Source organism: Mycolicibacterium austroafricanum (assembly GCF_902705885.1).
In the GTDB taxonomy this organism is placed as follows: Bacteria; Actinomycetota; Actinomycetes; order Mycobacteriales; family Mycobacteriaceae; genus Mycobacterium; species Mycobacterium vanbaalenii_A.
This window is the reverse complement of sequence record NZ_CACSIP010000012.1, coordinates 55,005-81,008: the sequence shown is the minus strand read 5'-3', so window position 1 is coordinate 81,008 and position 26,004 is coordinate 55,005. Positions and strand designations below refer to the sequence as shown.

Below are 26,004 nucleotides of genomic sequence, written 5' to 3'. Positions count from 1 at the left end.
GACCGGTGCGAGTCCTCGCCGACCGCGAGTTGTGCATCCAGGCCGGCAACTGCGTGATGGTCGCCGGCGCCGTCTTCGATCAGGACGACGACGGCATCGTGGTGGTGCTCGTCGACGAGGTACCGCCGGACGAAGTCGAGCGCACCCGGGAGGCCGTCAAGCTGTGCCCGTCGAGTGCTCTGGCGATCGCCGAACCACCAGCACCAGGCTGACCACCAGCACCCATATCGGGAACGCCATCGTCATCCACAAGCTGACGTCACTGGCTATCAGAACAGACAGCGCGACAAGGTACGTCACGATCACCAACCAGCCCGGCATCAGATGCGTGCGCAACCAGATGGTGGCCAGCGACATCATGAACACCGCGGCCATCCGCAGCGCGTAGGTGTTGGACAGCGCGACGAGCAGCCCCTGGCCGAAAGCCGCGACCTCGGTGCGGCTGTCTGCGTCCGCGAGCGACTCCTTGCTGGCGAGCAGGCCCGCCCCCACTGCCGTGGCCGCGAAGATCATCGCCAGGAACAGCAGACCGCTGCCGACGAGCACCGTGGTGAAGAACTTGTCCTCCAGCACGCCGAGGCCGTCACGAACCACCCCGATGAACCACAGGAACGCGATGCCCGCGAAAGGCATCAGCACCACGGCGACTCGCAGTTGCCCGCCGGAACCGTCGACCCACTGCGAGCCCAGTTCTGCCCCCTCGGGCAGTGCGGTGCGGGTCAACACCAGCACCGTCCCGAACAGTAGCGCGAACAGCACGCCGGCGAATGCCGCGGCCCGCGGTGTCGTGAGGCGGCGGAGGTGGCGGTCGACCGGATGCGTCACCGCCTCATCGTGGCATGCCGCGGCGGCCGGGGGGGTGTTCACCCCGCCCACACGTCCTCGACGTAGTGATCGGATTCGACCAGAGCTGTCAGCCAGTCGTTCGCCTGTGTCTCGTCGGCACCGGTGCGGGCGCGGTAGATGCCCAGGAACGCCCGGCGCACAGCCGGTGCCATCTTTGCGCCGTCACCACACACGTAGACGTGAGCATCCCGTGCGGGGTCACCGAGTAGTTCCCAGACCTCATCCGCGTCGGCGGCGATTCGGTCCTGCACGTAACGGACTCCATCCTGCGGTGCCCGCGAGAACGCGGGACGCATCCGCACGATCCCGAGGTCGTCGGCTTCCTCGAACTGCTCACGGAAGATGTAGTCGACATCGGGGTCGCGGACGCCGAAGAAGCACAACGCCGGCGAGAACGGCGCGCCGTCCTGTTTGGCTGCCAACCGGTCTCCCAGGAATCCGCAGAACGGGGCGACACCGGTGCCGGCGCTGACCAGGATCACATTCTTCTCGGGGTCGGCACCCGCCCGGAACGCCTGACGCGCCGGGTCCACGCGAGCGCGGATCTGGGCACCGGGACCGAGAGCAGCGAGGTGATTCGACGCGACCCCTTTGAACAGACCGCGGCCGGTCCGCGCGGGCGCGTCGAGCACGCTGACCACGAGTGCGACGACGTCCGGCGACAGCCGTGAAGAAGACGCGATGGAGTAGTGGCGTGGCGTCATCGGTTCGAGCAGTTCCAGCAGCTCCGCGCCGGTGACATCGCAGGCCGGGAACTGGTGCAGGATCTCCAGCGGGCTGAGCCCGCACGGCTCGGAAGCCGCGGCGAGTTCCTCGAGGTGCTGCCGCTCGGGCAAGCACGGATTGGTGACCGCGAGCCGGGCCAGTTGGCTGCGCGTGGCCGGCTTGCGCAGTTCGACGAAGTGGGTGAGTAACTCGCGCACACTGACCTCGCGGTCGAGCGCGATGAGCCGGCGAGAGGTGCGCCGCGGGTTGATCGACAATCGGAGTTGCGGGTCGATGTCGAGTGCCTGGAGCACCGCGTCGACGACGTCCGGCGGGTTGTCCGCGAGCACGGTCAGGTGATCACCCGTCTGATATCCGACGCCTTCGGAAAGGGTGATGCGCACATGGTGTTTGGCCTGCCCCAACGCATTGTCGCCGCTCACCAGCTCGGTGTTGTCCAACACGGTCATCGGTGTCACCGCGAACCTGGCATCGATCGCCGCGGTCACCGGACCGACGATGGTGCGCAGATCGTAGAGCGGTTCGTTGCTGTCGGTCACCGGCACTGCGTCGGGATCGCCGAAACGTTGGGACAGAGCCGCCCAGAAGGCGGCGGAGAACTCTTCGACAGTTCCGGTCAGGTCACCGGAGGTGTCCGCCGCCGCCCGGGGAACCAGGCGCTCGCCGCCCAGCTCGGTCAACCGTTCGTCGATGCGTTTCGGCACTGCCTGATACGTCTCGGCCCAGTTGTGGTCTCCGACGCCGAGTACGGCGAAGTAGGGCTGGTCGACCAGTTCGGCGTCGTCACCGAGAAGCCAGGCGAAAAACGCACGTGCGTCGTCGGTGGGCTGGCCGTTGTAGGACGACGCGACGATCAAGATCGCGTCCGCCCCGGCCATGCCGCCGGCTGCGTCGTCGAGCGGTCCGACGGTCGCGGTAGCGCCCATATCGGTGGCCTCCTCGGCGAGTTGAGAGGCCAGAGCGCGGCAGGTGCCGAGGTTCGAGCCGTGCAGGATCGCCAGTGTGGTGCCGACCTTGATCGGTGAGACCGGGTGAGCGGCCGCTCGATCGGTGGTTGCCGAGTCCGTCAGCGCAGCGCGGCGTCTTTCGGCGGGAGTGCGCCGGACCAAGTCCAGACAGAAGCCGATCGGGCGCCGGCTCAGCTCGCTGTCGAACTGCAACACATAGTGTCGGGAGTCCAGCAGCCGGTAGCGATGGACCAGCCGGGCGATCGCCATGGTGGCCTCATGAAGGGCGAACTGGCGGCCGATGCAAGACCGCTCCCCGGTGCCGAAGGGTTTGAACAGCGCTGTGGGGCGGCTCTCGGCGCGCAGCGGGTCGAACCGGTCCGGATCGAAGAGTTCGACGTTGTCACCCCATTCCGGCTGTCGGTGCAGCGCCCCCGTCAGCACGGTGACCGCTTCACCCTCCTTGACCGGGTACCTGCCACCGATGACCGTGTCCGCCAACGCCATCCGGTCGAAACCCAGTACCGGCGGGGACAGCCGCAGTGTCTCGTTGAGCACCTGCCGCAGATAACCGAGTTTGCCGATGTCATCGAAGGTGGGCAGGTGGTCGTCCTCGGGACCGAACACCTGGTCCACCTCGGTCTGTACCCGGGACAGCACCGCAGGATGGTGCACGAGGTTGTAGAGCGCGTTGGGCATCAGCTCCGAGGTGGTCAGCTGCCCCGCGATCAGAAAGGTCATGATCTGGTTGCGGATGTTCTCGGGCTCGAGGACCGGCCGACCCTCCGAATCGTGTCCGAGCATGGTGTACAGCAGATCGTCTGCCTGGCCGTTCCCGGAGTCCCGGTGCTTGTTGATGAGTTCGTCGAAATAACGGTGCAGGTTCACCAGCTCGGCTTCGAATTCCGTTGCCTTTGCCGGTGTTCCGAGTGCAGCAAAGGCGTTGGTGAAGCTCTGCGGAATCGGGGCGAGGCCGTCGTGGTCGAACGACTCGAAGCGAGCACCGAAACCGGCCAGCGCCACCGTATCCATCGCGAGCTTCTGCAAATCGCCGGAGACGTCCACCGGTTGCCGGCCCACACAGTCGTCCCAGCGGTCGACGAGCTGGCAACTGATGTCCAGCATCGAAGAGTGGTAATTGCGCAGACCCGCGTAGCTGAATCCGGGCAGCAGGACGTCGTGGGCCTTCTGCCAGTTCGGCTCGCCGTGGAACGCGGTGAACAATCCGTCACCGGCCAGTGGGCGCACCGCGGCGAGTGAGCTGGTCAGGTTCTTGGCGAATCTGCTGTCGTCGCAGAGCTCTTCGACCAGTTCTAACGAGCACGCGTAGAGCTTTCGGACTCCGCTGTAGTCCGCATAGAACAGTGGTCCGTGGAGTTCACCGAGGGTGTCGACGGGTAGCGCGTACGGCCGGCCGGTCAGATCGGCCGGAGTCGGCAGGGGCCCCTCGGCGGAGGGGACATGCTCGAGCTCCGGCGGCGGCGAGGGCGCAAATTCGGCCATGCCGGGCAGCATATGTGTGTTGCGGCTCCCGGGAACGCGGCTTGGCCCGAACTCCGTACAGGTCATTCACTCTCCGGCCGCAACGGAGTCGCCGGCCACCACCGTCCGGTTACCGCCGGCGTTCTTGGCCCGATACATCGCCGCGTCGGCGCGCTCGATCAGCTCGCGGACCGTCCGCCGCACGTCGCCCCGCGTGCCCGCGGTCACGGCGCCGATGCTGACCGTCGGCGCGGCGGCGCCGTCGCACCGGGCCACCTTCTCGTGGAGCAGTTCGGCCACCCGCAACGCGACGGCCGCCCGTCCGTCGACAACTCGGTCGTCCACCACGACAACGAACTCCTCGCCGCCGGTGCGGGCGATCACCGCCCGGGCACCGGCCGACACCACCGCGTCGCGTGCGGCGTTGGCCACGCCGATGAGCACCCGGTCTCCGGCCTCATGGCCGTGCCTGTCGTTGATGGCCTTGAACTTGTCGATATCCACGGCCAGCACCCCGACCTGCCCGCCGTCCGCCGCCAACAGGTCGTCGACCTCGTCCTCGAGACCGCGGCGGTTGAGCAGCCTGGTCAACGGGTCGTACATCGCGTCGACGGCACCGATGCGCAGCGCCAGCAGATACGAGTGCACGATCACCGGAACCCCGACCACGGTCGGTATCAACACCAGCAGGCGCACCGTGATCAACGAGACCGCTGCCGTGCCCTGGGTGATCGACATCGCGTACAACCAGGCAAACGCCGCGACGGTGAACGCCAGATGCAGCAGCAGCGCGCGCGGACCGTGCGCGATGACGACGTAGATGCCGTTGGCGGCCAGCAGTGCCAGCCCCGGCATCGCCAGGAACGCGTCCTCGTAACAGGCGATCACCGTGACCACAGCGAGGTCGGCATAGATCACGAACGCCGCCGACTGGCGCTCGGTCGGCCACGGACCGAAAATCCAGAGCACACCCAGCACCGCTGAGCTCACGGCCACGATGAGCACCAGCCACCGGCCGCCGACCGGCCCGTCGTCGGCATAGCCCCACACCATGGTCAACAGCGCGGTGAGGCCGTAGAGGAGGCAGAAGCAACCGAAGAACACCTGATGCACCCGCAACACCCCGCGGGCGCGAAAATGCCTTGCGGTCCAATCGAACTCGAACGGCTGCCGCCACCAGATCAGGAAGTACTCGCGAATCCCCTTTTCCATTCACCCCCCCGGGCGCACTCAGGGCTGGCCGGCAAGGAGCCGAATCATCAGCCCGTTCGCCTCGGCCAGCAGTCGGCCTTGCGGATCCCGTAGTTCGGCGTTGACGAATGCTTTACGCCCCTCGGCCTCCCGCACCCAACCGCGCGCGGTCAGTACGGTGTCGATCGGGGTGACGTTGCGATAGTCCACGTGCAGGAAGGCGGTCCGGCTGATCGGGCGGCCGGCGGCATGGATCACCATCCCGAACACCGAATCGAACAGCAGCGGCAGCACCCCGCCGTGGACTGCGGAGTTGCCGCCGACCGAGAAACGGCTGAAGGTCACCTCCAGCTCCACCCCGTCGGGCTCGAAGCTGATCACCTTGTACGGCGGCATCAGCAGGCTGCCGGCGCCCGGCAGCTTGGGCACCCGGTTGGCCGGGCCGACGCCCTCGGGTGCTTCGAAGGGGCCGAGCAGCCCGACGAGTTCCTCGGCGAGGTCGGCGGCCCGCTCCCAGGCGTCGGTGTCGGGATCGGCCGATACCGCCAGGTCCTGCGCGCGGCGCATCGCCGACAGGAACCGCCCGAAACCGGGCCCGGGCTGCGCCGGCTCGAAGTTCGGGAAACCGCCGTGCCGGTCGTACTCGGGATCGACCGCCCTCGGATCTCCCGCCTTGTCGCTCCTCGCGTCGGCGGTCACTTCGGGGCCAGGATGTCTCGCCGGACGATCGTCTGTTCGCGGCCGGGCCCGACACCGATGCACGAAACATGAGCCCCGGCAAGCTCTTCGAGCCGGAGAACATAGTCGCGCGCCTTGGCGGGCAGCTCGTCGAACGTCCGGCACCCGCTGATGTCCTCCCACCACCCCGGGAGTTCCTCGTAGATCGGTTCGGCGCGGGCGATGTCGCTCTGGGTCATCGGCATGTCATCGGTGCGCTTACCGTCGACGCTGTAGCCGACGCACACCGGCACCGTCTCCAGGCTGGACAGCACATCGAGCTTGGTGAGGAAGTAGTCGGTGATGCCGTTGACCCTGGTCGCGTAACGGGCGATCACCGCGTCGAACCAACCGCAGCGGCGCCTCCTGCCGGTGGTCACACCGATCTCACCGCCCGTCTTCGCCAGGTATTCACCGTTGGCGTCGAACAATTCGGTGGGAAACGGCCCGGAGCCGACGCGCGTGGTGTACGCCTTCAGGATCCCCAGCACCGTGGTGATCCGGGTCGGGCCGACGCCCGATCCGACCGACGCGCCGCCTGCGGTCGGATTCGACGACGTGACAAAGGGGTACGTACCGTGGTCGACGTCGAGCAGCGTGCCCTGCGAGCCTTCGAGCAGCACCGTCTCCCCCTGCTCCAGCGCTGCGTTGAGCAACAGCCGCGCGTCGGCGATGCGGTGCTTGAAGCCTTCCGCCTGCGCCAGCAGCGCATCGACCACCTCGGCGGAGTCCAGTGCCTTGCGGTTGTAGATCTTGACCAGCACCTGGTTCTTGAATTCCAGTGCGCCCTCGATTTTCTCGGCCAGCAGCGTGGGGTCGAGCACGTCTGCCACCCGAATCCCGATGCGGGCGATCTTGTCCTGATAACAGGGGCCGATGCCGCGGCCGGTGGTGCCGATCTTCTTGCTACCCGCATAACGTTCGACGACCTTGTCGATCGCCACGTGGTAAGGCATCAACAGGTGGGCGTCGGCAGAGATCAACAGCCGTTCGGTGTCCACCCCGCGTGCCTCGAGACCCTGCAGCTCGGCGAGCAGCACCCCCGGATCCACCACCACACCGTTGCCGATGACGTTGGTGACGCCCGGGGTCAGGATCCCCGACGGGATCAGGTGCAGCGCAAAATTCTCCCCCGACGGAAGAACGACCGTGTGACCGGCGTTGTTGCCCCCCTGGTAACGGACGACCCATTGGACGCGGCCACCGAGAAGGTCGGTGGCCTTACCTTTGCCCTCGTCACCCCACTGGGCGCCGATGAGGACGATTGCCGGCATGGCATATTCTCCCGCTGTCTCCTGCTGGTACTGCGCTCAAATACTGTGCAGCCGGTGAGCCACCCTATCCGACCTGATCGAGGCCCGTTTACAAGGAGCAGATTGGACGCTTCGCAAGTCGCGGTTCTGCTGTTCGGCGGGCGCCGGATTCCCCGGGTGCTGCGCGGCGTTCCCGTCGTCGACGCCGACGCGGTCATCGACGAACTTCCCGACTGCCGCCGCCTCGTCGTGGTCGGCTCGCACGTCGATCTGGCAACGGTGCTGACCCGACTTCTGCGCGCCGACCGGCTCGATGTCGAGGTGGCGCATGCGCCGCGGTGGTGGCAGGGGCGACGGGCGCTGACCGGCACCGCGACCCGGGTGCCGTTGATCCGCGACGAGACCGGCACCGTTATCACCGCCACGGCCCACTGGCTGCCGCCTCAGGACGCCCGCACGGTCCGCGGCGAAGCGGTGGTCGACGACGAGGTGCTCTTCGACGGGGAGGTGACGGGCGTACGGATCGAGCCGACCATCGCGATGCCCGGACTTCGTGCCCGCACGCTGTCGGGGCGGTTCCGGCCGAAGCAATGGGTGGCGGGCCGGGCCGCCCAGCTGGGAACCACCGGCGCACTCGTGGTCCGCGACGGGAAACCGGCGCCGCGACCCGTACGTCGCTCGACCTTCTACCGCCATACCCAGGGTTGGCTGCGGGTAGCTTCATGAGGTGAGCATTCGCCCACTTCACCAGTCGGTGCGTCCCAGCCCGATCTTTCTGGCCATCGTCGCCCTCACCGCAGCCGGTGGGGCCGTGGCGTGGTATTCCGCGCAACAGGTCCGGCCGATCGCCTACGTCGGCGTCTTCGTGTTCGTCATCTTCGGCTGGCTGGTGTCGCTGTGCCTGCACGAGTTCGGTCACGCCTACAGCGCGTGGCGGTTCGGCGACCGCGACGTCGCCGTGCGCGGATACCTCACCCTCAACCCGTTGAAGTACTCCCATCCGCTGCTGTCGCTGGGACTTCCGGTGCTGTTCATCGCACTCGGCGGTATCGGCTTGCCGGGCGGCGCGGTCTACGTGCAGACGGCCTTCATGACGCGTCGGCAGAAGACACTGGTCAGCCTCGCGGGCCCGGCCGTCAATCTGATGTTCGCGGTGGCGCTGCTCGTGCTGATCCGGCTGTGGTACGACCCCGCGCATTCGGTGTTCTGGGCGGGCGTCGCGTTCCTGGCTTTCCTCCAGATCACCGCGCTGCTGCTGAACATGCTGCCCATCCCTGGCCTCGACGGCTACGGGGCGCTGGAGCCGCACCTGAGCGCCGAGACGCAGCGCGCGGTGCAGCCTGCCAAACAGTGGGGCTTTTTCCTCCTGCTGATCCTGCTGGTCGCGCCGGGACTGAACCAGTGGTTCTTCTCGGCGGTCTACTGGCTGTTCGACCTGTCGGGGGTGCCTTCCGCGCTGTCGTCCGTCGGCAGCCAGCTGACCAGGTTCTGGTCGGCCTGGCTGTAGCGCGGGCTACCCGTAGAGGGCCTCGGCCACGGCGCGTTTCTGCCGACTCAGCCGGCGCACGGTCTCTGGCGCGAACCCACCGGAGCTCGGGCGTTCCGGCACCTTGCCCAGATCCTCCATCATCGTCCAGCCTGACCCGAGCGCGACCAGCGACCGGTGTTTGGGGGCGTAGTAGCCCGGGCTGATCGAGATCGCCACACCGGACGCCCCGGCCGCCGCCGCCAGCATGTGAGGGTGGAACCGGGTGGAGATCCACGTCTGAGCCGCCGACACCGGCAGACCCGCTGCCCAGACGTCGACGAACGGTAAGAAGCGCGCGCCGGGCAGCTCATGCTCGATCAGCGCGTAGACCTCCCGGTCGACCCGGGGGATCCCTTCCACCACGCACACGTCCTCGCCGCGAACCTGCCACTGGCGCAACATCGACAACGCGGCACCGGCGACGGCGCCGGTGCCGGTGCCGGCATCGTTCATGTCGGACTGCAGGCACACCATCACCTCCGGCGGACGGGAGTCCGGCCAGACATCCTGCGGGCGGCACACCCGGTGCTGCCCGAGGGACAGGAACGCGTCGTCGACTCCCGCCTCGACGCCGAGCAGCTCGGCGGATTCCGCGTCGCGCACGTCGACGACATCGAAGCGCTGTGCCAGCGCGCCCAGCAGCGGCGCGGCACCTGGCGGCTCCGGCACCAGGCCCTGCCCCGTCATCGCCGCGCGCGCGCCCGAATGGCGTGCCGCCGCAGCCGCGCCCGCCAGCAGACCGACGTGCCGCGGCCAGATCGCGTTGACGTAGCCGCCGCCCACGACGTGCACGACGTCGAGTCGGTGCAGCAGCGCGATGCCCTGGTGCCAGCGGGGCGCCATGCCGGGGTTGGCGACGGCGTGCTGCACCCAGGCCGCGAGCTCCCACGGGTCGTCAGACGGCGCCTCCCAACACAGTCGCCACAGGGTGTCGACGAAGCGCACCCGCGGGTGCGCCTGCCCGAACAGCAGCTGGCTGGGGCCGGGGGAGGGCGTGTCGACCCAGACGTCGGCGTTCGGCGCGACCTCCCGTAGGTGACGCAACCAGCCGTCGAGGATCAGTTCGTCGCCGTAGTTCGGAAAACCGGCGGTGGCTACCAGGTAGTACACAGGAGACTCCCAGTTTTCCGTCACCGTCGGATGCTACCGAGCGCCCGGCAGAGCAGCCAGGCTTGTCATATATGCGACTTTCCGCATATATTTCAGCCCATGGGTGCGGGACACGATCATGGGCATGCCGACGCCCGCGTTTCCCGAATGCTCATCGCGGCCGGAATTCTGTCGATCTTCTTCGTCGTCGAACTGACCACAGCACTGGCGATCAACTCGATCGCGTTGCTGGCCGACGCAGGCCACATGCTCACCGACCTGGTGGCGATGTTCATGGGATTGACCGCGGTGCTGCTGGCCAGGCGGGGCAGCGCCTCCCCGTCCCGGACCTACGGCTGGCACCGCGCCGAGGTCTTCACCGCGGTCGCCAACGCCGCGCTGCTACTCGGCATGGCCGGTTTCATCCTGTACGAGGCGTTCGAACGTCTCGGAGACGCTCCGGAGATTCCCGGGGTGCCGATGATCGTCGTCGCGCTCGCGGGCCTGCTCGCCAACGTCGCCGTCGTGGCCCTGCTGCGGTCCCACTCCAAGGACAGCCTCGCGGTCAAGGGCGCCTACATGGAGGTTCTCGCCGACACCGTCGGCAGCATCGGGGTGCTGATCGCCGGCATCGTCACGGTGACGACGTCCTGGCCGTACGCCGACGTCGTCGTCGCCGTGCTGGTGGCACTGTGGGTACTGCCCCGGGCCATCTCGCTGGCCCGGGCCGCGTTGCGGATCCTGTCCGAGACGTCACCGAGCCACATCGACGTGGAGGAGTTGCACGCCGCTCTGCGCGGCGTCGAGGGTGTCACCGAAGTCCACGATCTGCACGTCTGGACGCTGGTACCGGGCAAGGACATGGTCACCGCGCACCTGACCAGCAAGCGAGACTCCGCGCTGGTGCTCGACGACGCCCGTGCCGTGCTGACTGCACGCGGCCTCGGCCACTCGACGGTTCAGGTGGAACCGCCCGACGCCGCCGCGGACTGTGAGTGCGAAAGCAACACCCGGTAGCCGGGGTGTTGTCAGGACAGCCCGAGTTGCCCGCGGGCGGACGGGTCGCAGTCGTCGAGCAGGTCCAGGCACCGCTGATACTCCGGGGTCTCCCCGATCGCGTCGGCCGCTCGGGCCAGCGCGGCGACGCACCGCAGAAAACCGCGGTTGGGCTCGTGGAAGAACGGCACCGGACCGAAGCCCTTCCACCCGTTGCGGCGGAGTTGGTCAAGCCCGCGGTGGTACCCGGTGCGGGCGTAGGCGTATGCGGTGACGGCTTTGTCGTCGCGCAGCGCGTCCTCGGCGAGCAGCGCCCAGGCGATCGACGCCGTGGGGTGTGCCGCGGCCACGATGGCCGGGTTCTCCGCGGCGTCCAGTTCGGCCTCGGCCGCGGGATCACCGGGCAGTAACACTGGTTCCGGTCCGAGAAGATCACCCATCCGAGTCATGGACCCATTGTGCAGTGCGGCCGTCGGCGCGCGTCACTGCGGATGGCTAAGCTTCGCCCTAGCATCAGCCAGGGAAGGACCAGGGAGGATTTCAGCAGGGATGTCGAACCCCACAGGGCCTGACCAACCGGACGAGAACACCGACGCAGCTGAGCACGCCGGTGAGGGCACACCACCGGCGGACGCGGACGCCGAGACCGAGATCCTGCCGGAACCGGAAACCGACCACGAGCCGGCCACCGAGGTGATGGCGCCCGCCGATCCCGGGACCCACGACCAGACCTCCGAGGAGCAGTCCGGCGAGCGTCGGTTCACTGCCCCGTCCGGATTCGACGCCGGGTCGACGCAGATCATCAACCGACCCAACGACCCGGCCACCGAGGTGTTCGCCGCTGCGCAGAAACCTGTTGCGCCCCAGATGATCCCGCCACGCGGTGAGGCCCCCAAGCCGCCCCAGAAAAGGCGCAGCTGGGGATGGGTGGCGGCCATCATCGTCGTCATCGCGGCGCTGGCCGCCATCGCGATCCTCGGCACGATCCTTCTGACCCGCACGTCCACCCCGGCGGTGTCCCAGGAGGACATGGTCCGTTCCACGATCGAGGAATTCGACATCGCCGTGCAGAACGGTGATCTGTCCACGCTGCGCAGCATCACCTGCGGGGCAACCCGGGACAGTTACGTCCGCTACGACGAGAAGGCGTGGGCCGACACCCACTCCCGGGTGGCCGCGGCCAAGCAGTACCCCGTCGTCGCCAGCATCGATCAGGTGGTGGTCAACGGCGACCACGCCGAAGCCAACGTCACCACGTTCATGGCCTACGCACCGCAGACCCGCTCGACGCGCAGCTTCGATCTGGAGTTCCGTGACGAGCAGTGGAAGATCTGCCAGGCGCCTGCCAGCTAGATATCCACGTTTTGCAGACGTCAGCCTGCGGTCAGCCCGTCACGCTGCGGCCCGCGCTGTGCAGGTCGTTGCACGCCTCGACGACGCGCTCGCTCATCCCGGCCTCCGCCTTCTTGAAGTAGCTGCGCGGGTCGTAGACCTTCTTGTTGCCGACCTCGCCGTCGACCTTGAGCACGCCGTCGTAGTTGCTGAACATGTGGCCGACGATCGGACGGGTGAACGCGTACTGGGTGTCGGTGTCGACATTCATCTTCACCACGCCGTAGTTGAGCGCGTCCTCGATCTCGGACTTCAGCGAGCCGGACCCGCCGTGGAAGACGAAGTCGAACGGCTTGGACCCCTCGGGGAGGCCGAGCTTGGCCGTTGCGACCCTCTGGCCCTCGGCCAGGATCTCCGGCTTGAGCTTGACGTTGCCCGGCTTGTAGACACCGTGCACATTGCCGAAGGTGGCGGCCAGCAGGTACTTGCCGTGCTCGCCGGCTCCGAGCGCGTCGATCGTCTTCTCGAAGTCCTCGGCCGTGGTGTACAGCTTGTCGTTGATCTCGGCCTCGACGCCGTCCTCTTCGCCGCCGACGACGCCGATCTCGATCTCGAGGATGATCTTGGCGGCGGCCGCCTGTTTGAGAAGCTCCTGCGCGAGCGACAGGTTCTCGTCGATCGGCACGGCCGAGCCGTCCCACATGTGTGACTGGAACAGCGGGTCGCGACCCTTGGCGACACGCTCGGCGGAGATCGCCAGCAGCGGCCGGACATAGGTGTCCAGCTTGTCCTTCGGGCAGTGGTCGGTGTGCAACGCGACCGTGATGTCGTACTTGGCGGCGACGACGTGCGCGAACTCGGCGAGAGCCACGGCGCCGGTGACCATCTCCTTGATTCCCAGACCGGACGCGAATTCCGCACCTCCGGTGGAGAATTGGATGATGCCGTCGGAGCCGGCGTCCGCAAAACCCTTGATCGCTGCGTTGACGCTCTCCGAGCCGACGCAGTTGATGGCCGGGAACGCGAAGGAGTGCTCCTTGGCACGACCCAGCATCTCGGCGTAGACCTCGGGCGTGGCGATGGGCATGACGGGTTCCTCTCGGCATCTTCACGTGCAATTCCGACCAGTATCGCAAGAATCGCCGCCCGCGGCGTGCCGTCGCCGATCTGCGGCCGAGCCGGGCGGGCGCTCACCGGAAGCGCACACGGCTTCGACAGTCGCTGAACTGCGCCTACGCGTCGGCCGGCCTGCCAACCGCCCGGCGCGACCCGCGCCAGGACACTTGCGCGAGGGTCAATAGATAGGGTTTCACCCGATTCGCCCCCGCTGCCTCGGACCTAGCGTCAAGTGACCATCAGGCACCGTTCGGGAAGGCAATCACATGGAGTCGGCGAAGTATGTGTCGCGAGTTGGCGGATTAGCGGTAGCGCTCGGCTTGGGGATGGCGGCAGCGACCATCCCCGGCGTGGCTCTGGCCGACTCCTCCAGTGGATCCAGCTCGTCGGGCTCGTCCTCCGGCTCGTCGTCGTCAGGCTCGTCGTCGTCAGGCTCGTCCTCGTCAGGCTCGGATTCGTCGGATTCGTCGGATTCGTCGTCGACCGGTACCACCAAGCCGTCGACGCGCAAGTCGGACAATGCGTCCTCCCGCGAAACCGACTCCTCGGACAACGAGTCCGCGGACGACGACTCGACCGACACCGACACCGACACCGACACCGAGTCGGACGATGACCTCGACACCGTCACCGATCTGGACGAGACCGACACGCCTGCCGACGACGAGTCCGATGCCGACGAGCAGGACGAGCCCGAACCCGTCGACGAAGACACCGATACGCCGGCTGAACCGGCACCGACACCCACCCCCACGAAGCGCGATCCGGCCCCCGCAGCCATCACCACGCCCACCAGCCAAACCAAGCGCCCTGCACGTGCTGCCACGCCGGCACTCGTCGAGACACCCGAATCAACCCGCACCCCGGCCGCCGCTCCGGCCGAGGCCGCCGTCGCCGAGACGTCTCGCTCGAGTGCGCCCACCGACACCTTCACCGCCGCAGCCGAGCCCGCCGACGATGCGACCACGGTGGTGGAGGAGGCGCCGGCCAAGGCCCTTCAGACCCAGCCCGGCACGTTCATCAGCGTGGCCACCACCATGCTGTCCACCGCGCTCGCACCGTTCGCGGCTCCCAATCCCGCGCCCGCAGCGCCGGCGCCCTCCCCCGGCTTGTTGGCCGTGCTGGCCTGGGTGCGCCGCGAGATCGAGGCCACTTACCAGGACGTCAGCATCTCGATCGGCGGGGTGTCACTGGTGCAGCGCGGCACCGCAATGGCCACTTCGGAGGGCTTCGGCTCACTGGCCATCGCGTGGGGCGCCAACAGCACCGCGACCGCCACCGGCCTGTTCAGCATGGCCATCGTGGACGGTGATGACGGCAGCGCCACCGCGGACGGCAACTTCAACAAGGCCCGCGTGAACGGTGACGACAGCACCGCCACGGCCGCCGAGGGCTGGTTCAACACCGCACGCGCCTACGGCGACGAAAGTGCCGCCATCGCCTCTGCAGGAAATTTCAACCTCGCCCGGGTACGCGGCTACGACAACATCGTCAACGTCACCAACGGAAACGCCAGCTCAGTGCGGATCAACGGCGACGGCAACGATGCTCTCTCCAGCGGAAACCGCAACAGCGCAACGGTTTACGGCAACAACAACTCGGTGTCTCTCGCCAGCGAGAGCGACAGCACCGCATATATACAGCTCACCGGCTCCAACAGCGACGCCACAGCAGTCGCGACAGGCGGCTCTCGTGCCAGCATCACGATGAGTGCCGACGATAGTTCATCGTCAGCCAGTGCCGACAACGACTCGTACGCCCGCATCACCATGTTCGGGGACAACAACGACGCCGTCGCCAACGCCGACATGGACGGGTATGCGTCGACCCGGATTGTCGGTGACAGCAGCGTGGCCAGCAGCGACGGGAACGATGGCACCGCAACGGTGCGAGTAGTCGGCGACGGCAATGCTGCGACCACCAGCGCTGCGGCCGACGAATGGGCCCGTGCCGCCATCTACGGTGACGGCAACGCGGTGGAGGCGACGGGCGGTCGGGCCATAATTGTCGGAGACGGCAACGTGGCCACCGCAGTCGGCGACGGAACTGTCGCTCGCATCCAGGGGACCGGAAGTTCGGCGACTGCCGCCGGGGAGGACAGCACCGCGCTTGCCGTCGGCGCCAACAACTCGGCGTCCGCCGCCGGCGAGGACAACTTCGCCTTCGTCATGGGACAGCAGTCAATCGCGGCGGCGGGCCCCGGGACCGACAACAACGCACTGGCGTTGGGCAACAACCTGGTCGCCGATACCGGGCCCGGTGACGGCAACACCGTCTACGGCCAACCGATCGACCCGGAGAACAACGCGCCGGTGGCCGGCACCCCCGGCACTCCCACCCTCGACCCCGTAACCGGCGCCGTCACCGGCACCCTGGGATTCACCGACCCCGACGGCGACATCCTCGCCTACACCGTCAGCGACGGACCCGACAACGGCAACGTCGTGATCGACGCTGCCGCCGGCACCTACACCTACACCCCGGCCACCCGACCCGAGTTCGGTGAACCCGACGGCACCGACACCTTCGCCGTCACCGCCACCGACGGCCAGGCCACCGCCACGAATACCATCACCGTGCCGGTCACCGCCCTGCCCGAACCCGGCAATCAAGCCCCGGTCGCCGGACAATCCGGCATCTGGGATGTCGATGCCGAAACCGGTGTCGCCACCGCAACACTCGGCTTCACCGACCCCGACGGTGATCCGCTGACCTACACCGTCACCGCACAACCCGACAACGGCAACGTCGTGATCGACGCCGCCGCGGGCACCTACACCTACACCCCGGCCACCCGGCCGGAGTTCGGCGAACCCGTCAGCTTCGACACCTTCACTGTGGTCGCCGCCGACCCCGGTGGCCTGACCGCCACCAACACCATCGGCGTTCCCATCACCCCGCTGCCCGCACCCGACAACCAGGCGCCGGTCACCTCCCCGGACAGCTACGCCGTCGACCAGGACGGCGTGCTGACCGTCGGGGCGCCGGGCGTGCTGGGCAATGACACCGATCCCGACTCCGACTCGCTGACCGCCGCATTGGGTGATGGCCCGGAGAACGGGACCCTCGTGCTCAACCCGGACGGCTCGTTCACTTACACCCCGGACACCGGCTACACCGGCAGCGACACCTTCACCTACACCGCCACCGACGGCGACCTGGTCAGCGCCGCCGCCACCGTGACCCTCACCGTCAACCCCGTCACCACCAACCCACCGAATACCGTGATCGGCACGGTCGATGTCGGCGAGAATCCCAACGGGGTGAGCGTGACGCCTGACGGAAGCCGGGTCTACGTGGTCAACGGCGGCAACCTGTTCAACGAGGACAACGCCTCGGTCACCGTCATCGATGTCTCTGATCCAGCTAATCCCACTGTGCTGCAGACTATTCCGTTTGACATCTATAACCCGCGCGAGATCGAGGTCAGCCCCGACGGCCTGCGCGCCTACGTCACCTACGACAACGTCGTGGGCGGCAACGGGCACCTGCTGGTCATCGACACCGACCCCACGAGCACCACCTACAACACCGTGGTCGGCGATCCGATCGAGGTCGGCGACGGGCCCACCGACATCGAATTCAGCCCCGACGGCAGCCGCGCCATCATCCTCAACCAGTCCAGCCTCGACATGGTCGTGCTCGACATCGACCCCGCCAGCCCCACCTTCCACACCCTGATCGGAAGCCCGATCACCGTCGCGAACTCCTCACCGAGGGCACTGGCGATCACCCCCGACGGCACCCGCGCCTACATCGCCATCCCGAGGGCCGGCGCCAACAGGGTGGCCATATTCGACATCGACCCCACCAGCGCCGGCTACGGCACCAGCATCGGCGCCGAGATCCCGGTCGGGGACTCCCCCTCCGGCATCGCCGTCAGCCCAGACGGACTACAGGTCCTCGTCACCAACGCCTTCGACGACACCGTCACCGTCATCGACGCCGACCCGACCAGTCCCACCTACAACACCGCCATCGGGTCTCCGATCGTCGTCGGCAACGGTCCGCAGTCCGTGGCGTTCAGCCCCGACGGCACGCGCGCCTACGTGACCAACGCCTTCGATGACACCGTCACAGTCATCGACACCACCCCCGGCAGCGCCACCTTCAACACCGTGGTCGACGAGATATCGGTCGGAGACATCCCACGCGAGTTGGCGATCGACGCCGTTGGCGAGCATCTCTACGTCGTCAACGACGGCGACGAGACAGTGTCGGTGATCAACATCGTGTCGTCGAGCATCGAGCCCTAGCGAGGCGGAGATTGCGGTGAGGGTCGTGCCAGGTCAACCGGCGCGGCCCTCACCGCATTTCCGGGCATCAGCGGGGCAGACAGAGGCTCGGCACGCGGTCTCACATCACACGGTCAAGACCATCCGGTAGCGGGCGCGGCCCTCGTCCATCGCGGCATACGCCTCGGCGGCCTGCGCCAACGGGCGCTCCTCGATGAGCGCCCGCACCCCGGACAGCAGCGCGAAGTGCAGCGTCTCCTCGACGTCGCGCGATGTGCCGGACGGGTGACCGGCCACCGACAGCCCGAAGTTGATCAGGTCGAGCGGGCTGATCGGCAAGTTCTCCGGGGTGACCCCGACGGCGACGAGTTCACCTGCCGGGCCGAGGCCGCCGACCGCAGCGGCCATCGCAGCCGCGTTGTTCGCGGTGGCCAGCACCACCGCGGCACCGCCCAGCTTCTTCAGTTCGGCAGCGACGTCCTGCGCTGTCGAGTCGATGTAGTGGTGCGCTCCCAGTCGGGTGGCTTCCTCGGCCTTCGCGGCGCCCCTGGCGATCGCGACCGTCTCGAACCCCATCGCGCGGGAGAACTGCACGCCCAGGTGACCCAACCCGCCGACACCGAGGATCGCGACCAGGTCGCCGGCCTTGGCACGTGTGTGGCGCAGCCCGTTGAACGTGGTCACGCCTGCGCAGCCCATCGGTGCGGCCTCGACGAACGACAGCCCGTCCGGGATCCGCGCGAGCGCGGTGGCCGGCGCCGTCACCGATTCTGCGTAGCCGCCCGGGTAGTGCCAGCTCGGGACCTGCATGCGTTCGCACTGCATGAATGCGCCTTTACGGCAGGGGATACAACGGTTGCAGTTGCCGCCGAACCATCCGACGGCCACCCTGTCGCCGACCGCGAAGTCCTCGACACCCTCCCCGACCTCGGCCACGGTTCCCGCGATCTCGTGGCCCAGCGTGAGCGGCCACTGCAGACCGGGAAAGTGGCCGGCGTAGAACTCACGGTCGGTGCCGCAGACACCGCACGCGGCGACCGCGATGCGCACCTGCCCGGACGCCGTGTGCGGTGTGTCGACCTCGACGAGGGTGAGCGAAGCGTTGGCGGATTCGAGCTGGACGGCCTGGTGAGTGGGCATGCTCAAGCCTAAGGCGATCGAGCGGATTCTGGGACCCAGACCGCCCGCCGGTACCCTTGGAACCCGTGGTCGTCGACACTCTCGCGCTGATGCCCGATTTCCTGGACCCGATCAACCTCCTCAGCTACTTCGGGACCTGGGCGCTGATCGGCCTGCTCGTCGTCGTGTTCGTCGAGTCCGGGGTGTTGTTCCCGGTGCTTCCCGGCGATTCGCTGCTGTTCGTCGCGGGGATGCTCGCCGCCGGTACCGCCGCCGCCGCCCAGGACGGCACCGTGGACGCCAACTTCCAGCTCTGGCAACTGGTGGTGTTCATTCCGATCGCCGCGGTCCTCGGCGGCCAGGTGGGTTACTGGATCGGCCGCAACATCGGCACTGCGATGTTCAAGCCCAACGCCCGGTTCCTCAAGCAGAAGTATCTCGACGAGGCACACCTGTTCTTCGAGCAGCGGGGTCCGTTCGCCATCGTCATCGCCCGGTTCGTGCCCATCGTGCGCACGCTGGCGCCGATCACCGCCGGCGCCGCGAAGATGAACTACGGGGTGTTCACGCTCTACAACGCCGTCGGCGCCGTGGTGTGGGGTGTGGGTCTGACGGTGCTTGGGTACTGGCTCGGCCGATTCGAAGTGATCCAGAACCTCCTCGAACCCATCGTCATCGGGATCGTGATCCTCTCGGTGACGCCGATGCTCATCGAGTGGTACCGCAGGCGCAAGGCCGCCAAGGAGGCGGGTATCCCGACACCGCCCATGGAATCGGGTGAGACGACTTAGCGCCCCTGCTCCAGCGCACGGATCAGGCTGGCAGCGTCCCACGGCCCGATGTGCCGCTTGCCGTTCACGAAGACTGTCGGGGTGGCGTTGAGATCCATCTCCTCGGCGTCCTCGGCGTCGTCGGTCACCCGGTGCAGCACCTTCGACGAGTGCACCCGCACATCCTGATCGAACTGCTCGATATCGCACCCCGCGGTCACCGCGTACCGGTACATGTCGGCCCACTCCAGGTCGTCCTGATGCTCGAACAGTTCGCACGCCATCTCCCAGAACCGGCCCTGAAGGGCGGCCGCTTCGCTGGCCCGCGCCGCGTCGAAGGCGCGAGGGTGAGCCCGCTCGAGCGGAAAGTGCCGCCACACGTAGCGCAACTCGTCACCGAAATGCGCGCGCACCTCGTCGATGGCTCCGGTGGCCCGGCTGCAGAACGGGCATTCGAAATCGCCGTATTCGACCAGGGTCAGCGGCGCGTCGTCGCTGCCGCGGATGTGATCGCGCTCCGGATCGACCGGCCGGAGCAGCTTGAGCCCCACCGGTTCGGGCGGGCTCAACCAGTCGGTGACCCGGAAGATCGTCCATCCCAGCGCGAACGCGATCATCGAGGCCGCCAGCACGCCGATGCGCGCCTGATCCTGGCGGTCGGGTTCGAAGATCGCGATGTCGACGATGAACAGCGAGATGGTGAAGCCGATCCCGGACAGGGCCGCGCCGCCCGCGACGCGGCGCAGTGTGAGCCCGGGCGCGAGCTCACCCAACCGGGTGCGTCTCATGAACCAGGTGGCTCCGGTGATGCCGACGAACTTCCCGATCACCAGACCGGCGACGATCCCCCACGTCAACGGTGACTGCAGCGCCGTCGACAGGCTCTCTTCGTCCAGTCGCACCCCGGCGTTGACCAACGCGAACAGTGGCAGAACCACAAACGAGACCGTGGGCCCCACCGTCGTCTGCAGTCGCTCGTTGATCGAGATCGAGTCCCGCAGAGACCGGCTGGCCGCGCGGGCATATTGGGAGTTCGGAGACTGCCGGAAGGCCCGGATCTGATGTACGGCCCGCTCCACAGGCCCACGTTCCGGGGTGAACACCGGAATCAGCAGCGCCACCGCAACGCCGGCCAGTGTCGGGTGGATTCCCGCCAGGTACAGGGCAATCCACAACGCGACCCCACACACCGCGTATGCGGGCCCGCGCATGCCCGGCGGCAGGAAGCGCACCAGCGCCAGCGCGATGAGCAGCGTCACCGCCACGATCAGAGGACCGACCTGGATGCTGTCGGAGTAGAACAGCGCGATCGCGACCAGGGCTCCGACGTCGTCCACCACGGCGAGGGTGAGCAAGAAGATGCGCACCCGGGCAGGGAACTTGGGTTTGATGATGGCCAATGCGCCGACCAGGAAGGCGGTGTCGGTGGAGATCACCACGCCCCATGCGTGGGCGTCCTCCCCGGTGGGATTGAACAGCAGGAACACCGCTGCCGGGATCATCAGGCCCGCGGCCGCAGCGACCACCGGAACCGCGGCCCTGGACCGGTCGGTCAGCTCGCCGATGCTGAATTCTCGGGTCACCTCCAAGCCGACGATGAAGAAGAAGAAAGTCATCAGCCCGTCGTTGACGAGGTGTTTGACCGTCATCTCGAAATGGTGGACCCCGACGGTGACACCCAGGTGTGTGTCGAGAAAGTCCGAATAGCTCTGCGCCCACGGTGAATTCGCCCACAGAATGGCGAAGACGGTGAACGCGAGCAGCAACGCCGCCGCGGTGTTGTCCGTGGTCTTGGTGGCCTTGCTGCCGCGGTTGAGCCGTGCAGGCAGCAGCGGGAACCCCCGCTGGGCCGGCAGTTCACTCACCGACGTGGATCTCCGGTTCCGCCTCCTGCGCATCGAGTCCGTGGGCGGCCTCCATCAACATCCACCCGGCGAGCTGCACGGACAGATCACGTTCCGGGATCGCCGACGAGTTGACGGCGCCATCAACATCTTGCGCGAACTCCGCGTCCTTGGTGCCTGCCGTCGGGATGTCGGCGGCCCGGTCCCAGAACGCGCCGAACAGCGGCAGGCCCTCGACCGTCTGGCGATTTTCCCACGCGGCCCGCGCCGACGCGAGAACCACTGAACGCGCTGTCTTACAGGCTTTCTCGTCCTCGTCGGTATGCCGAGGAAGCGAGGTGCCCACCAGCGCCAGATAGCGTGCCAGGATCCCGTTGAACAATCCGCCGTCGCCTCCGCCGGCGCCTTTGATCACCCCGTCGGGTGCCATGTGCTCGGCGACCGCGGCCACCAACCGGTGCACCCGTACCGCGCGCCGGGCGTCCTCGGTGCGCACGGCGAGTTCTGTTTCCAGTCCGAGGACCACCCCCTGGCAGTACGTGTACTGCGCGCGGACCAGCGAGCCGGCTTTGATGCCGTCGAAGACCAGGTGGGTCTGCGGGTCGATCAGGGTCTCGTTGATCCAGTCGGCCATCTGCTGCGCGCGCCGCAACCGGCCCTCGTAGCGGGCGAGGAAGATCCCGGCCGGGCCGTTGGCGGGGGCGTTGAAGAACTGATCCTGCTTGCGCCACGGGATCCCGCCACCATCCTCGGGCACCCAGGCGCCGAGGAACTGATCGGCGAGCTTGTCGAGGGCCCTGGGCCGGCCCACTCCGGTCACGCGGCCCGCCCGCTCGAGTGCCAGCGCCAGCCAGGCCATGTCGTCGTAGTAGTCGTTGACCCAGGAACCGAGGTTGCGCAGTCGATGACCGCGAATCTGCCGGGTGATCGACTTCAGCCGTTCGGGGTCGGGATCGCGCACCTGGGCATCGACGAGGTTGTCCAACAGGTGGGCCTGCCACCAGTAGTGCCAGGTGCCGAAACGCCGGTGTTGCCCGGCGGCAGGCCAGGCCACGACTCCGAGTTGGGTGCCCGGCAGCCCCCACAACTTCTTGAGGTGCCGCTTCGCGACGGCCGCTTCCGCACTGGCGGCGCGGTTGGCCCACAACTGATCCATGGTGTTGATCCTGCCTCAACTGCGGCCATTTCGGAATGAGACAGTTTTGTCTCATCTGAGCTATAGTTGTTTCATGCCATCGACGCGTGAGGAGTTGCTGCGCGCCGCGGCCGACTTCCTCGGCCGTCGCCCGAACGCCACTCAAGACGAGATCGCCACCGCCGTCGGCGTCAGCCGGGCGACACTGCACCGGCACTTCGCCGGCAAGGCCGCCTTGATGGAGGCGCTCGAACGCCTCGCGATCGCCGAGATGGGCGACGTGCTGCGCACTGCCCGCCTCCACGAGGATCCGGCGCCAGAGGCGCTACGCCGACTGGTCACGGCGTGCCGGCCGGTGTCGCCCTACCTGGCCCTGCTCTACAGCCAGAGCCAGGAACTCGACCTGGACCACACGCTGGACGTCTGGCAGGAGATCGACAGCGAGATCACGTTGTTGTTCCAGCGCGGACAGCGCGACGGAGACTTCCGCCCAGACCTCACGGCGGCATGGCTCACCGAGGCGTTCTACAGCTTGGTCGAGGGCACAGCGTGGGCGGTGCGCGCGGGACGCGTCGCCGACCGTGACTTCGACCGACTCATCACCGACCTACTACTGCACGGAGTACAGACCTCATGAACCGCCGCTGGTTCGCGCTCGGCATCCTCACCATGGCGGTGCTGCTCATCGGTGTCGACGGCACGGTCCTCGCGTTGGCGACACCATTCATCAGCGCCGACCTCGGTGCCACCGGCACCCAGATCCTGTGGATCGGCGACCTCTACTCGTTCGTACTGGCCGCATTGCTGATCACCATGGGCAGCCTCGGGGACCGCATCGGACACAAGCGGCTGCTGCTCTGCGGCGCAACAGCATTCGCGATCGTCTCGGTGGCCACGGCGTATTCGTCGACCCCGGAGATGCTGATCCTGATGCGGGCGCTGCTGGGTATGGCAGGCGCCACCCTGGCACCTGCCACCCTCGCCCTGATCCGCGGGCTGTTCCCCGACCAGCGGGAGCGCAGCATCGCCGTCGGCGTGTGGGCATCGGCCTTCTCTGCAGGGGCCGCGCTGGGCCCGGTGGTCGGCGGGGTACTGCTCGAACACTTCTGGTGGGGATCGGTCTTCCTGATCAACATCCCGGTGATGCTGGTGCTCGTCGTCGGCGGCGTCGTGTTGCTGCCCGAACACCGCAACCCCGAACCGGGCCCGTGGGACATCCCCAGCGTGGCGCTGTCCATGGTCGGCATGCTCGGTGTCGTCTACGGCATCAAGGAGGGGTTCGCCGCCATCTCGCACGGCCTGCGGATCGACGCTGTTCTGGCCGGCGTCGTCGGCGCCGTTGCGCTGACGTTGTTCGTCCGGCGCCAGTTGCGTCTTCCGGTGCCGCTGATCGACGTCCGACTGTTTCGCAACCCGGTGTTCTCCGGCGTGGTGTCCGCCAACCTGCTCTCGGTGCTCGGCCTGTCCGGGTTGGTGTTCTTCCTGTCGCAGTACTTCCAGCTGGTTCACGGCTACGGGCCGCTGAAGGCGGGCCTGGCCGAACTGCCCGCCGCGGTGACCGCGACCGTGTTCGGGGTGCTCGCGGGGGTGGCGGTCCGGTACGTCTCACCGCGCCTGGTACTCACCACCGGGCTGGCGCTCGTCGGTGTCGCGATGGCCGCGCTGATGGCGTCGCTGCAACTGTTCACGCCGGTCACGCCGTACCTGCCGCTCGGCATCTCGCTGTTCGTCGTCGGCGTCGGGCTCGGCCTGGCCTTCACCGTAGCCAGTGACGTCATCCTGGCCAGCGTGCCGAAGGAACGTGCCGGCTCGGCGGCGGCGGTCTCCGAGACCGCCTACGAACTCGGCATGGCGCTGGGGATCGCGACGCTGGGGTCGATCGTCACCGCCGTCTACCGCACCGTCGTGATCGCACCCGGCGTCCCGGCCGACGTCGCCGCCACCGCCCGGGACTCACTGCCCAGCGCCCTGCGCGCCGCAGACGAACTGCCCGCAGATCAGGCGGNCGGCCTGCTCGCCGCGGCCAAGACCGCGTTCACCGACGGCCTGGCGATCGCCTCCGGCGTCGGGGCGGCCCTGCTGCTCACCGCGGCGGTCGCCGTGTGGCTGCTGCTGCGGCCCCGCGCCTCCTCACCAGGCCCGCTCGAGATCAGCGTGCTCCCGGATCCAGGCGTGCATGGCGATACCCGCGGCGACAGCGGCGTTGATGCTGCGGGTGGAACCGAACTGGGCGATCGACACCACTGCGCCGGCGCCGGCCACTGCATCGGCGGTGATGCCCGGTCCCTCCTGCCCGAAGATCAGCAGGCAGTCCCGCGGCAGGGTGACATCCTCGAGGCGTGAGGCCCCGGGGACGTTGTCGACCGCCACCACGGTGAGCCCGGCCTGCGACGCGAAGGCCAGTAGCTCGGCGGTCGTGTCGTGGTGGCGCAACCGCTGATAGCGGTCGGTGACCATGGCGCCTCGCCGGTTCCAGCGCCGTCGGCCGACGATGTGCACGGTGTCGACGGCGAACGCGTTCGCGGTGCGTACCACCGCGCCGATGTTGGCGTCGTTGCCGAAGTTCTCGATGGCCACGTGCAGCGGGTGCCGCCGCTCATCGATGTCCGCGATGATGGCTTCGCGAGTCCAGTACCGGTAGGGGTCCACCACATTGCGGGTGTCCCCGGAGCGCAGCAGTTCCACGTCGTACCTGGCGTCGTCGGGCAGCGGGCCCTGCCACGGCCCCACGCCGCGGCCCTCACCCCACTCGGTGGGTCCGGCGGCGTCGTCGGCGGCGTCAGTCATCGGTCGGCTCGACGATCCACAGCGCCGCGTGTGTCCCCGTCAACGACACCGTCGGGTAGAGCAGCGCGGCATTGATCTCGCCCTGGGTGCACAATGAGGCGCGGACCTGCACCGCCTCCCGTGACGCCTCGGGCAGCACGAGCACCGAGGAACCGTACACGCTGCACGCGTGACTGAGCCCTCGGCCCGGAAGCGTCGGGGCGGCCAGCACCATCATCGGGCCGCCGCGCTGCGCCGAATCGTCGCGGTATCGTGCTGCCAGACCGCTGATCTCGAGTCCCAACAGCATGTAGCCGTTGCCGGTGAACGACGTCGGGTCACCGAGAGCCGTGGGATCGAGTTTCGCCCCGTCGGCGCGGAACGCGTCCAGGCTGGTCGTCCTGATGGTCAGCCCGGTGTCGTTCTCGTTGGTGGGCATCACTCCGACCGGGAAAGCCGCGGGATAGGACGCCGTGGTACCGGCGATGCGGTCGCGCGGTGAGTACGCGTAGACCCCACGCACCTGGGTCTGGTCACGCAACGGTCCCATGCACACCGTGCCGGTCAACCGGTCCGGTGCCGGCGCCGACAACGGTTGGATGTCAAGGCTTGTCACGTCTTCACAGCCGCCGATGCCGGGGGCCTCGATCGGGTGCACCAGTGCCCCGTAGAGCCCGAACCTGATGTCGCCGGGATCGGCATGAGGGCCGTCTTCCTGCGACGGCGACGCGTCCACGTCGACCAGCACGTAGTCGGCGTCGAATCTCAGGTTGGCCACCGACATGTTCCAGCCGAGGATCGCCAGTGATTCACCCATCGAAGCCGTGGCGGCGGAGTACACGTCGGTCCGGTCGGCTGATCCCGAGCAGGACGTAGCGGCGAGAACCATCGCCACCAGGATCGCGATTACCC

General features: G+C 67.8%; 21 protein-coding genes and 1 pseudogene. 9 read left to right on the top strand and 13 right to left on the bottom strand.

Features of this window, described 5'->3' with window-relative positions; translation table 11 throughout:
• Positions 1 to 5 precede the first annotated feature (5 nt).
• The gene (locus tag BEMPMBAN_RS09080; RefSeq protein ID WP_159230313.1) at positions 6 to 212 is read left to right on the top strand and encodes a ferredoxin; all 207 of its coding nucleotides are present in this window, start codon (positions 6 to 8) and stop codon (positions 210 to 212) included.
• Here the strand turns inward: BEMPMBAN_RS09080 and BEMPMBAN_RS09075 are convergent.
• The 5 genes from BEMPMBAN_RS09075 to BEMPMBAN_RS09055 form a co-directional block, all read right to left on the bottom strand.
• Positions 157 to 825: a hypothetical protein gene (locus BEMPMBAN_RS09075; RefSeq protein ID WP_159230314.1), complete on the bottom strand. Its 669-nt coding sequence runs from the start codon at positions 823 to 825 to the stop codon at positions 157 to 159. The two genes, BEMPMBAN_RS09080 and BEMPMBAN_RS09075, sit on opposite strands and share 56 nt — an antisense overlap.
• Positions 826 to 863: 38 nt before the next feature.
• The gene (locus tag BEMPMBAN_RS09070; protein ID WP_159230037.1) at positions 864 to 4,022 is read right to left on the bottom strand and encodes a bifunctional cytochrome P450/NADPH--P450 reductase; all 3,159 of its coding nucleotides are present in this window, start codon (positions 4,020 to 4,022) and stop codon (positions 864 to 866) included.
• 66 nt (positions 4,023 to 4,088) lie between these two features.
• The gene (locus BEMPMBAN_RS09065) at positions 4,089 to 5,213 is read right to left on the bottom strand and encodes a GGDEF domain-containing protein (RefSeq protein ID WP_159230036.1); all 1,125 of its coding nucleotides are present in this window, start codon (positions 5,211 to 5,213) and stop codon (positions 4,089 to 4,091) included.
• A gap of 18 nt (positions 5,214 to 5,231) precedes the next feature.
• On the bottom strand, positions 5,232 to 5,891 hold the full coding sequence (locus BEMPMBAN_RS09060; RefSeq protein WP_159230035.1) for a PaaI family thioesterase: 660 nt from the start codon (positions 5,889 to 5,891) through the stop codon (positions 5,232 to 5,234).
• Positions 5,888 to 7,183 carry an adenylosuccinate synthase gene (locus tag BEMPMBAN_RS09055; protein WP_159230034.1) on the bottom strand — a complete coding sequence of 432 codons (1,296 nt, stop codon included), beginning with the start codon at positions 7,181 to 7,183 and terminating at the stop codon, positions 5,888 to 5,890. Before BEMPMBAN_RS09055 ends, BEMPMBAN_RS09060 begins: the two co-directional genes overlap by 4 nt.
• 102 nt (positions 7,184 to 7,285) lie before the next feature.
• Here BEMPMBAN_RS09055 and BEMPMBAN_RS09050 point away from each other — a divergent pair, with 102 nt between their 5' ends.
• Together BEMPMBAN_RS09050 and BEMPMBAN_RS09045 are read left to right on the top strand one after the other, a co-directional pair.
• Positions 7,286 to 7,888, top strand: coding sequence for a peptidase M50 (locus BEMPMBAN_RS09050; RefSeq protein WP_159230033.1), 603 nt, complete (start codon positions 7,286 to 7,288; stop codon positions 7,886 to 7,888).
• A 1-nt stretch (position 7,889) separates the two neighbouring features.
• Complete coding sequence (locus BEMPMBAN_RS09045) at positions 7,890 to 8,669, top strand: site-2 protease family protein (RefSeq protein WP_159230032.1); 780 nt, start codon at positions 7,890 to 7,892, stop codon at positions 8,667 to 8,669.
• A 6-nt stretch (positions 8,670 to 8,675) separates the two neighbouring features.
• Here BEMPMBAN_RS09045 and BEMPMBAN_RS09040 read toward each other — a convergent pair whose 3' ends face one another.
• Positions 8,676 to 9,824, bottom strand: a complete 1,149-nt coding sequence (locus BEMPMBAN_RS09040; protein ID WP_159230031.1) for a polysaccharide pyruvyl transferase family protein — start codon at positions 9,822 to 9,824, stop codon at positions 8,676 to 8,678.
• A gap of 75 nt (positions 9,825 to 9,899) precedes the next feature.
• On the opposite strand from BEMPMBAN_RS09040, the gene BEMPMBAN_RS09035 reads away from it, so the two are divergent.
• Complete coding sequence (locus BEMPMBAN_RS09035; RefSeq protein ID WP_159230030.1) at positions 9,900 to 10,796, top strand: cation diffusion facilitator family transporter; 897 nt, start codon at positions 9,900 to 9,902, stop codon at positions 10,794 to 10,796.
• Between the two features lie 11 nt (positions 10,797 to 10,807).
• On the opposite strand, the gene BEMPMBAN_RS09030 is transcribed toward BEMPMBAN_RS09035, so the two are convergent.
• The gene (locus BEMPMBAN_RS09030; protein ID WP_159230029.1) at positions 10,808 to 11,224 is read right to left on the bottom strand and encodes a DUF3151 domain-containing protein; all 417 of its coding nucleotides are present in this window, start codon (positions 11,222 to 11,224) and stop codon (positions 10,808 to 10,810) included.
• Positions 11,225 to 11,324: 100 nt separating this feature from the next.
• On the opposite strand from BEMPMBAN_RS09030, the gene BEMPMBAN_RS09025 reads away from it, so the two are divergent.
• A complete protein-coding gene (locus tag BEMPMBAN_RS09025) occupies positions 11,325 to 12,128 on the top strand; it encodes an Rv0361 family membrane protein (RefSeq protein WP_159230028.1) in 804 nt (267 codons plus the stop codon).
• 31 nt (positions 12,129 to 12,159) lie between these two features.
• Here BEMPMBAN_RS09025 and fbaA read toward each other — a convergent pair whose 3' ends face one another.
• Complete coding sequence (gene fbaA / locus BEMPMBAN_RS09020) at positions 12,160 to 13,194, bottom strand: class II fructose-bisphosphate aldolase (RefSeq protein ID WP_159230027.1); 1,035 nt, start codon at positions 13,192 to 13,194, stop codon at positions 12,160 to 12,162.
• A 295-nt stretch (positions 13,195 to 13,489) separates the two neighbouring features.
• On the opposite strand from fbaA, the gene BEMPMBAN_RS32930 reads away from it, so the two are divergent.
• Positions 13,490 to 17,479 carry a cadherin-like domain-containing protein gene (locus BEMPMBAN_RS32930; RefSeq protein WP_159230026.1) on the top strand — a complete coding sequence of 1,330 codons (3,990 nt, stop codon included), beginning with the start codon at positions 13,490 to 13,492 and terminating at the stop codon, positions 17,477 to 17,479.
• A 105-nt stretch (positions 17,480 to 17,584) separates the two neighbouring features.
• Here BEMPMBAN_RS32930 and BEMPMBAN_RS09010 read toward each other — a convergent pair whose 3' ends face one another.
• Positions 17,585 to 18,598, bottom strand: coding sequence for an alcohol dehydrogenase catalytic domain-containing protein (locus tag BEMPMBAN_RS09010; RefSeq protein WP_159230025.1), 1,014 nt, complete (start codon positions 18,596 to 18,598; stop codon positions 17,585 to 17,587).
• A gap of 89 nt (positions 18,599 to 18,687) precedes the next feature.
• Between BEMPMBAN_RS09010 and BEMPMBAN_RS09005 the strand changes: the two genes are divergently transcribed.
• Positions 18,688 to 19,368: a DedA family protein gene (locus tag BEMPMBAN_RS09005; RefSeq protein WP_159230312.1), complete on the top strand. Its 681-nt coding sequence runs from the start codon at positions 18,688 to 18,690 to the stop codon at positions 19,366 to 19,368.
• On the opposite strand, the gene nhaA is transcribed toward BEMPMBAN_RS09005, so the two are convergent.
• Positions 19,365 to 21,203: a Na+/H+ antiporter NhaA gene (gene nhaA, locus BEMPMBAN_RS09000; protein WP_425294956.1), complete on the bottom strand. Its 1,839-nt coding sequence runs from the start codon at positions 21,201 to 21,203 to the stop codon at positions 19,365 to 19,367. The two genes, BEMPMBAN_RS09005 and nhaA, sit on opposite strands and share 4 nt — an antisense overlap.
• 1 nt (position 21,204) lies before the next feature.
• The gene (locus BEMPMBAN_RS08995) at positions 21,205 to 22,347 is read right to left on the bottom strand and encodes a glycoside hydrolase family 76 protein (protein WP_159230023.1); all 1,143 of its coding nucleotides are present in this window, start codon (positions 22,345 to 22,347) and stop codon (positions 21,205 to 21,207) included.
• A gap of 73 nt (positions 22,348 to 22,420) precedes the next feature.
• Between BEMPMBAN_RS08995 and BEMPMBAN_RS08990 the strand changes: the two genes are divergently transcribed.
• A complete protein-coding gene (locus tag BEMPMBAN_RS08990) occupies positions 22,421 to 22,963 on the top strand; it encodes a TetR/AcrR family transcriptional regulator (protein ID WP_159230022.1) in 543 nt (180 codons plus the stop codon).
• Positions 22,960 to 24,567 (top strand): annotated as a pseudogene (locus BEMPMBAN_RS08985) (MFS transporter); the annotation flags it as partial. The gene BEMPMBAN_RS08990 and the pseudogene BEMPMBAN_RS08985, both read left to right, overlap by 4 nt.
• Here BEMPMBAN_RS08985 and BEMPMBAN_RS08980 read toward each other — a convergent pair.
• Positions 24,457 to 25,113, bottom strand: coding sequence for a TrmH family RNA methyltransferase (locus tag BEMPMBAN_RS08980; RefSeq protein ID WP_159230021.1), 657 nt, complete (start codon positions 25,111 to 25,113; stop codon positions 24,457 to 24,459). The pseudogene BEMPMBAN_RS08985 and the gene BEMPMBAN_RS08980 overlap by 111 nt on opposite strands.
• Complete coding sequence (locus tag BEMPMBAN_RS08975) at positions 25,106 to 25,981, bottom strand: hypothetical protein (protein WP_159230311.1); 876 nt, start codon at positions 25,979 to 25,981, stop codon at positions 25,106 to 25,108. The genes BEMPMBAN_RS08980 and BEMPMBAN_RS08975 overlap by 8 nt, the downstream gene beginning before the upstream one ends.
• Positions 25,982 to 26,004 lie beyond the last annotated feature (23 nt).

Bases quoted from the DNA above. Each gene is read 5' to 3' on its own strand.
- BEMPMBAN_RS09070 (WP_159230037.1), bottom strand. From the start codon at position 4,022: ATGGCCGAATTTGCGCCCTCGCCGCCGCCGGAGCTCGAGCATGTCCCC.
- BEMPMBAN_RS09065 (WP_159230036.1), bottom strand. From the start codon at position 5,213: ATGGAAAAGGGGATTCGCGAGTACTTCCTGATCTGGTGGCGGCAGCCG.
- BEMPMBAN_RS09055 (WP_159230034.1), bottom strand. From the start codon at position 7,183: ATGCCGGCAATCGTCCTCATCGGCGCCCAGTGGGGTGACGAGGGCAAA.
- BEMPMBAN_RS09035 (WP_159230030.1), top strand. From the start codon at position 9,900: ATGGGTGCGGGACACGATCATGGGCATGCCGACGCCCGCGTTTCCCGA.
- BEMPMBAN_RS09030 (WP_159230029.1), bottom strand. From the start codon at position 11,224: ATGACTCGGATGGGTGATCTTCTCGGACCGGAACCAGTGTTACTGCCC.
- BEMPMBAN_RS09025 (WP_159230028.1), top strand. From the start codon at position 11,325: ATGTCGAACCCCACAGGGCCTGACCAACCGGACGAGAACACCGACGCA.
- fbaA (WP_159230027.1), bottom strand. From the start codon at position 13,194: ATGCCCATCGCCACGCCCGAGGTCTACGCCGAGATGCTGGGTCGTGCC.
- BEMPMBAN_RS32930 (WP_159230026.1), top strand. From the start codon at position 13,490: ATGGAGTCGGCGAAGTATGTGTCGCGAGTTGGCGGATTAGCGGTAGCG.
- BEMPMBAN_RS09010 (WP_159230025.1), bottom strand. From the start codon at position 18,598: ATGCCCACTCACCAGGCCGTCCAGCTCGAATCCGCCAACGCTTCGCTC.
- BEMPMBAN_RS09005 (WP_159230312.1), top strand. From the start codon at position 18,688: ATGCCCGATTTCCTGGACCCGATCAACCTCCTCAGCTACTTCGGGACC.
- BEMPMBAN_RS08995 (WP_159230023.1), bottom strand. From the start codon at position 22,347: ATGGATCAGTTGTGGGCCAACCGCGCCGCCAGTGCGGAAGCGGCCGTC.
- BEMPMBAN_RS08990 (WP_159230022.1), top strand. From the start codon at position 22,421: ATGCCATCGACGCGTGAGGAGTTGCTGCGCGCCGCGGCCGACTTCCTC.
- BEMPMBAN_RS08980 (WP_159230021.1), bottom strand. From the start codon at position 25,113: ATGACTGACGCCGCCGACGACGCCGCCGGACCCACCGAGTGGGGTGAG.
- BEMPMBAN_RS08975 (WP_159230311.1), bottom strand. From the start codon at position 25,981: ATGGTTCTCGCCGCTACGTCCTGCTCGGGATCAGCCGACCGGACCGAC.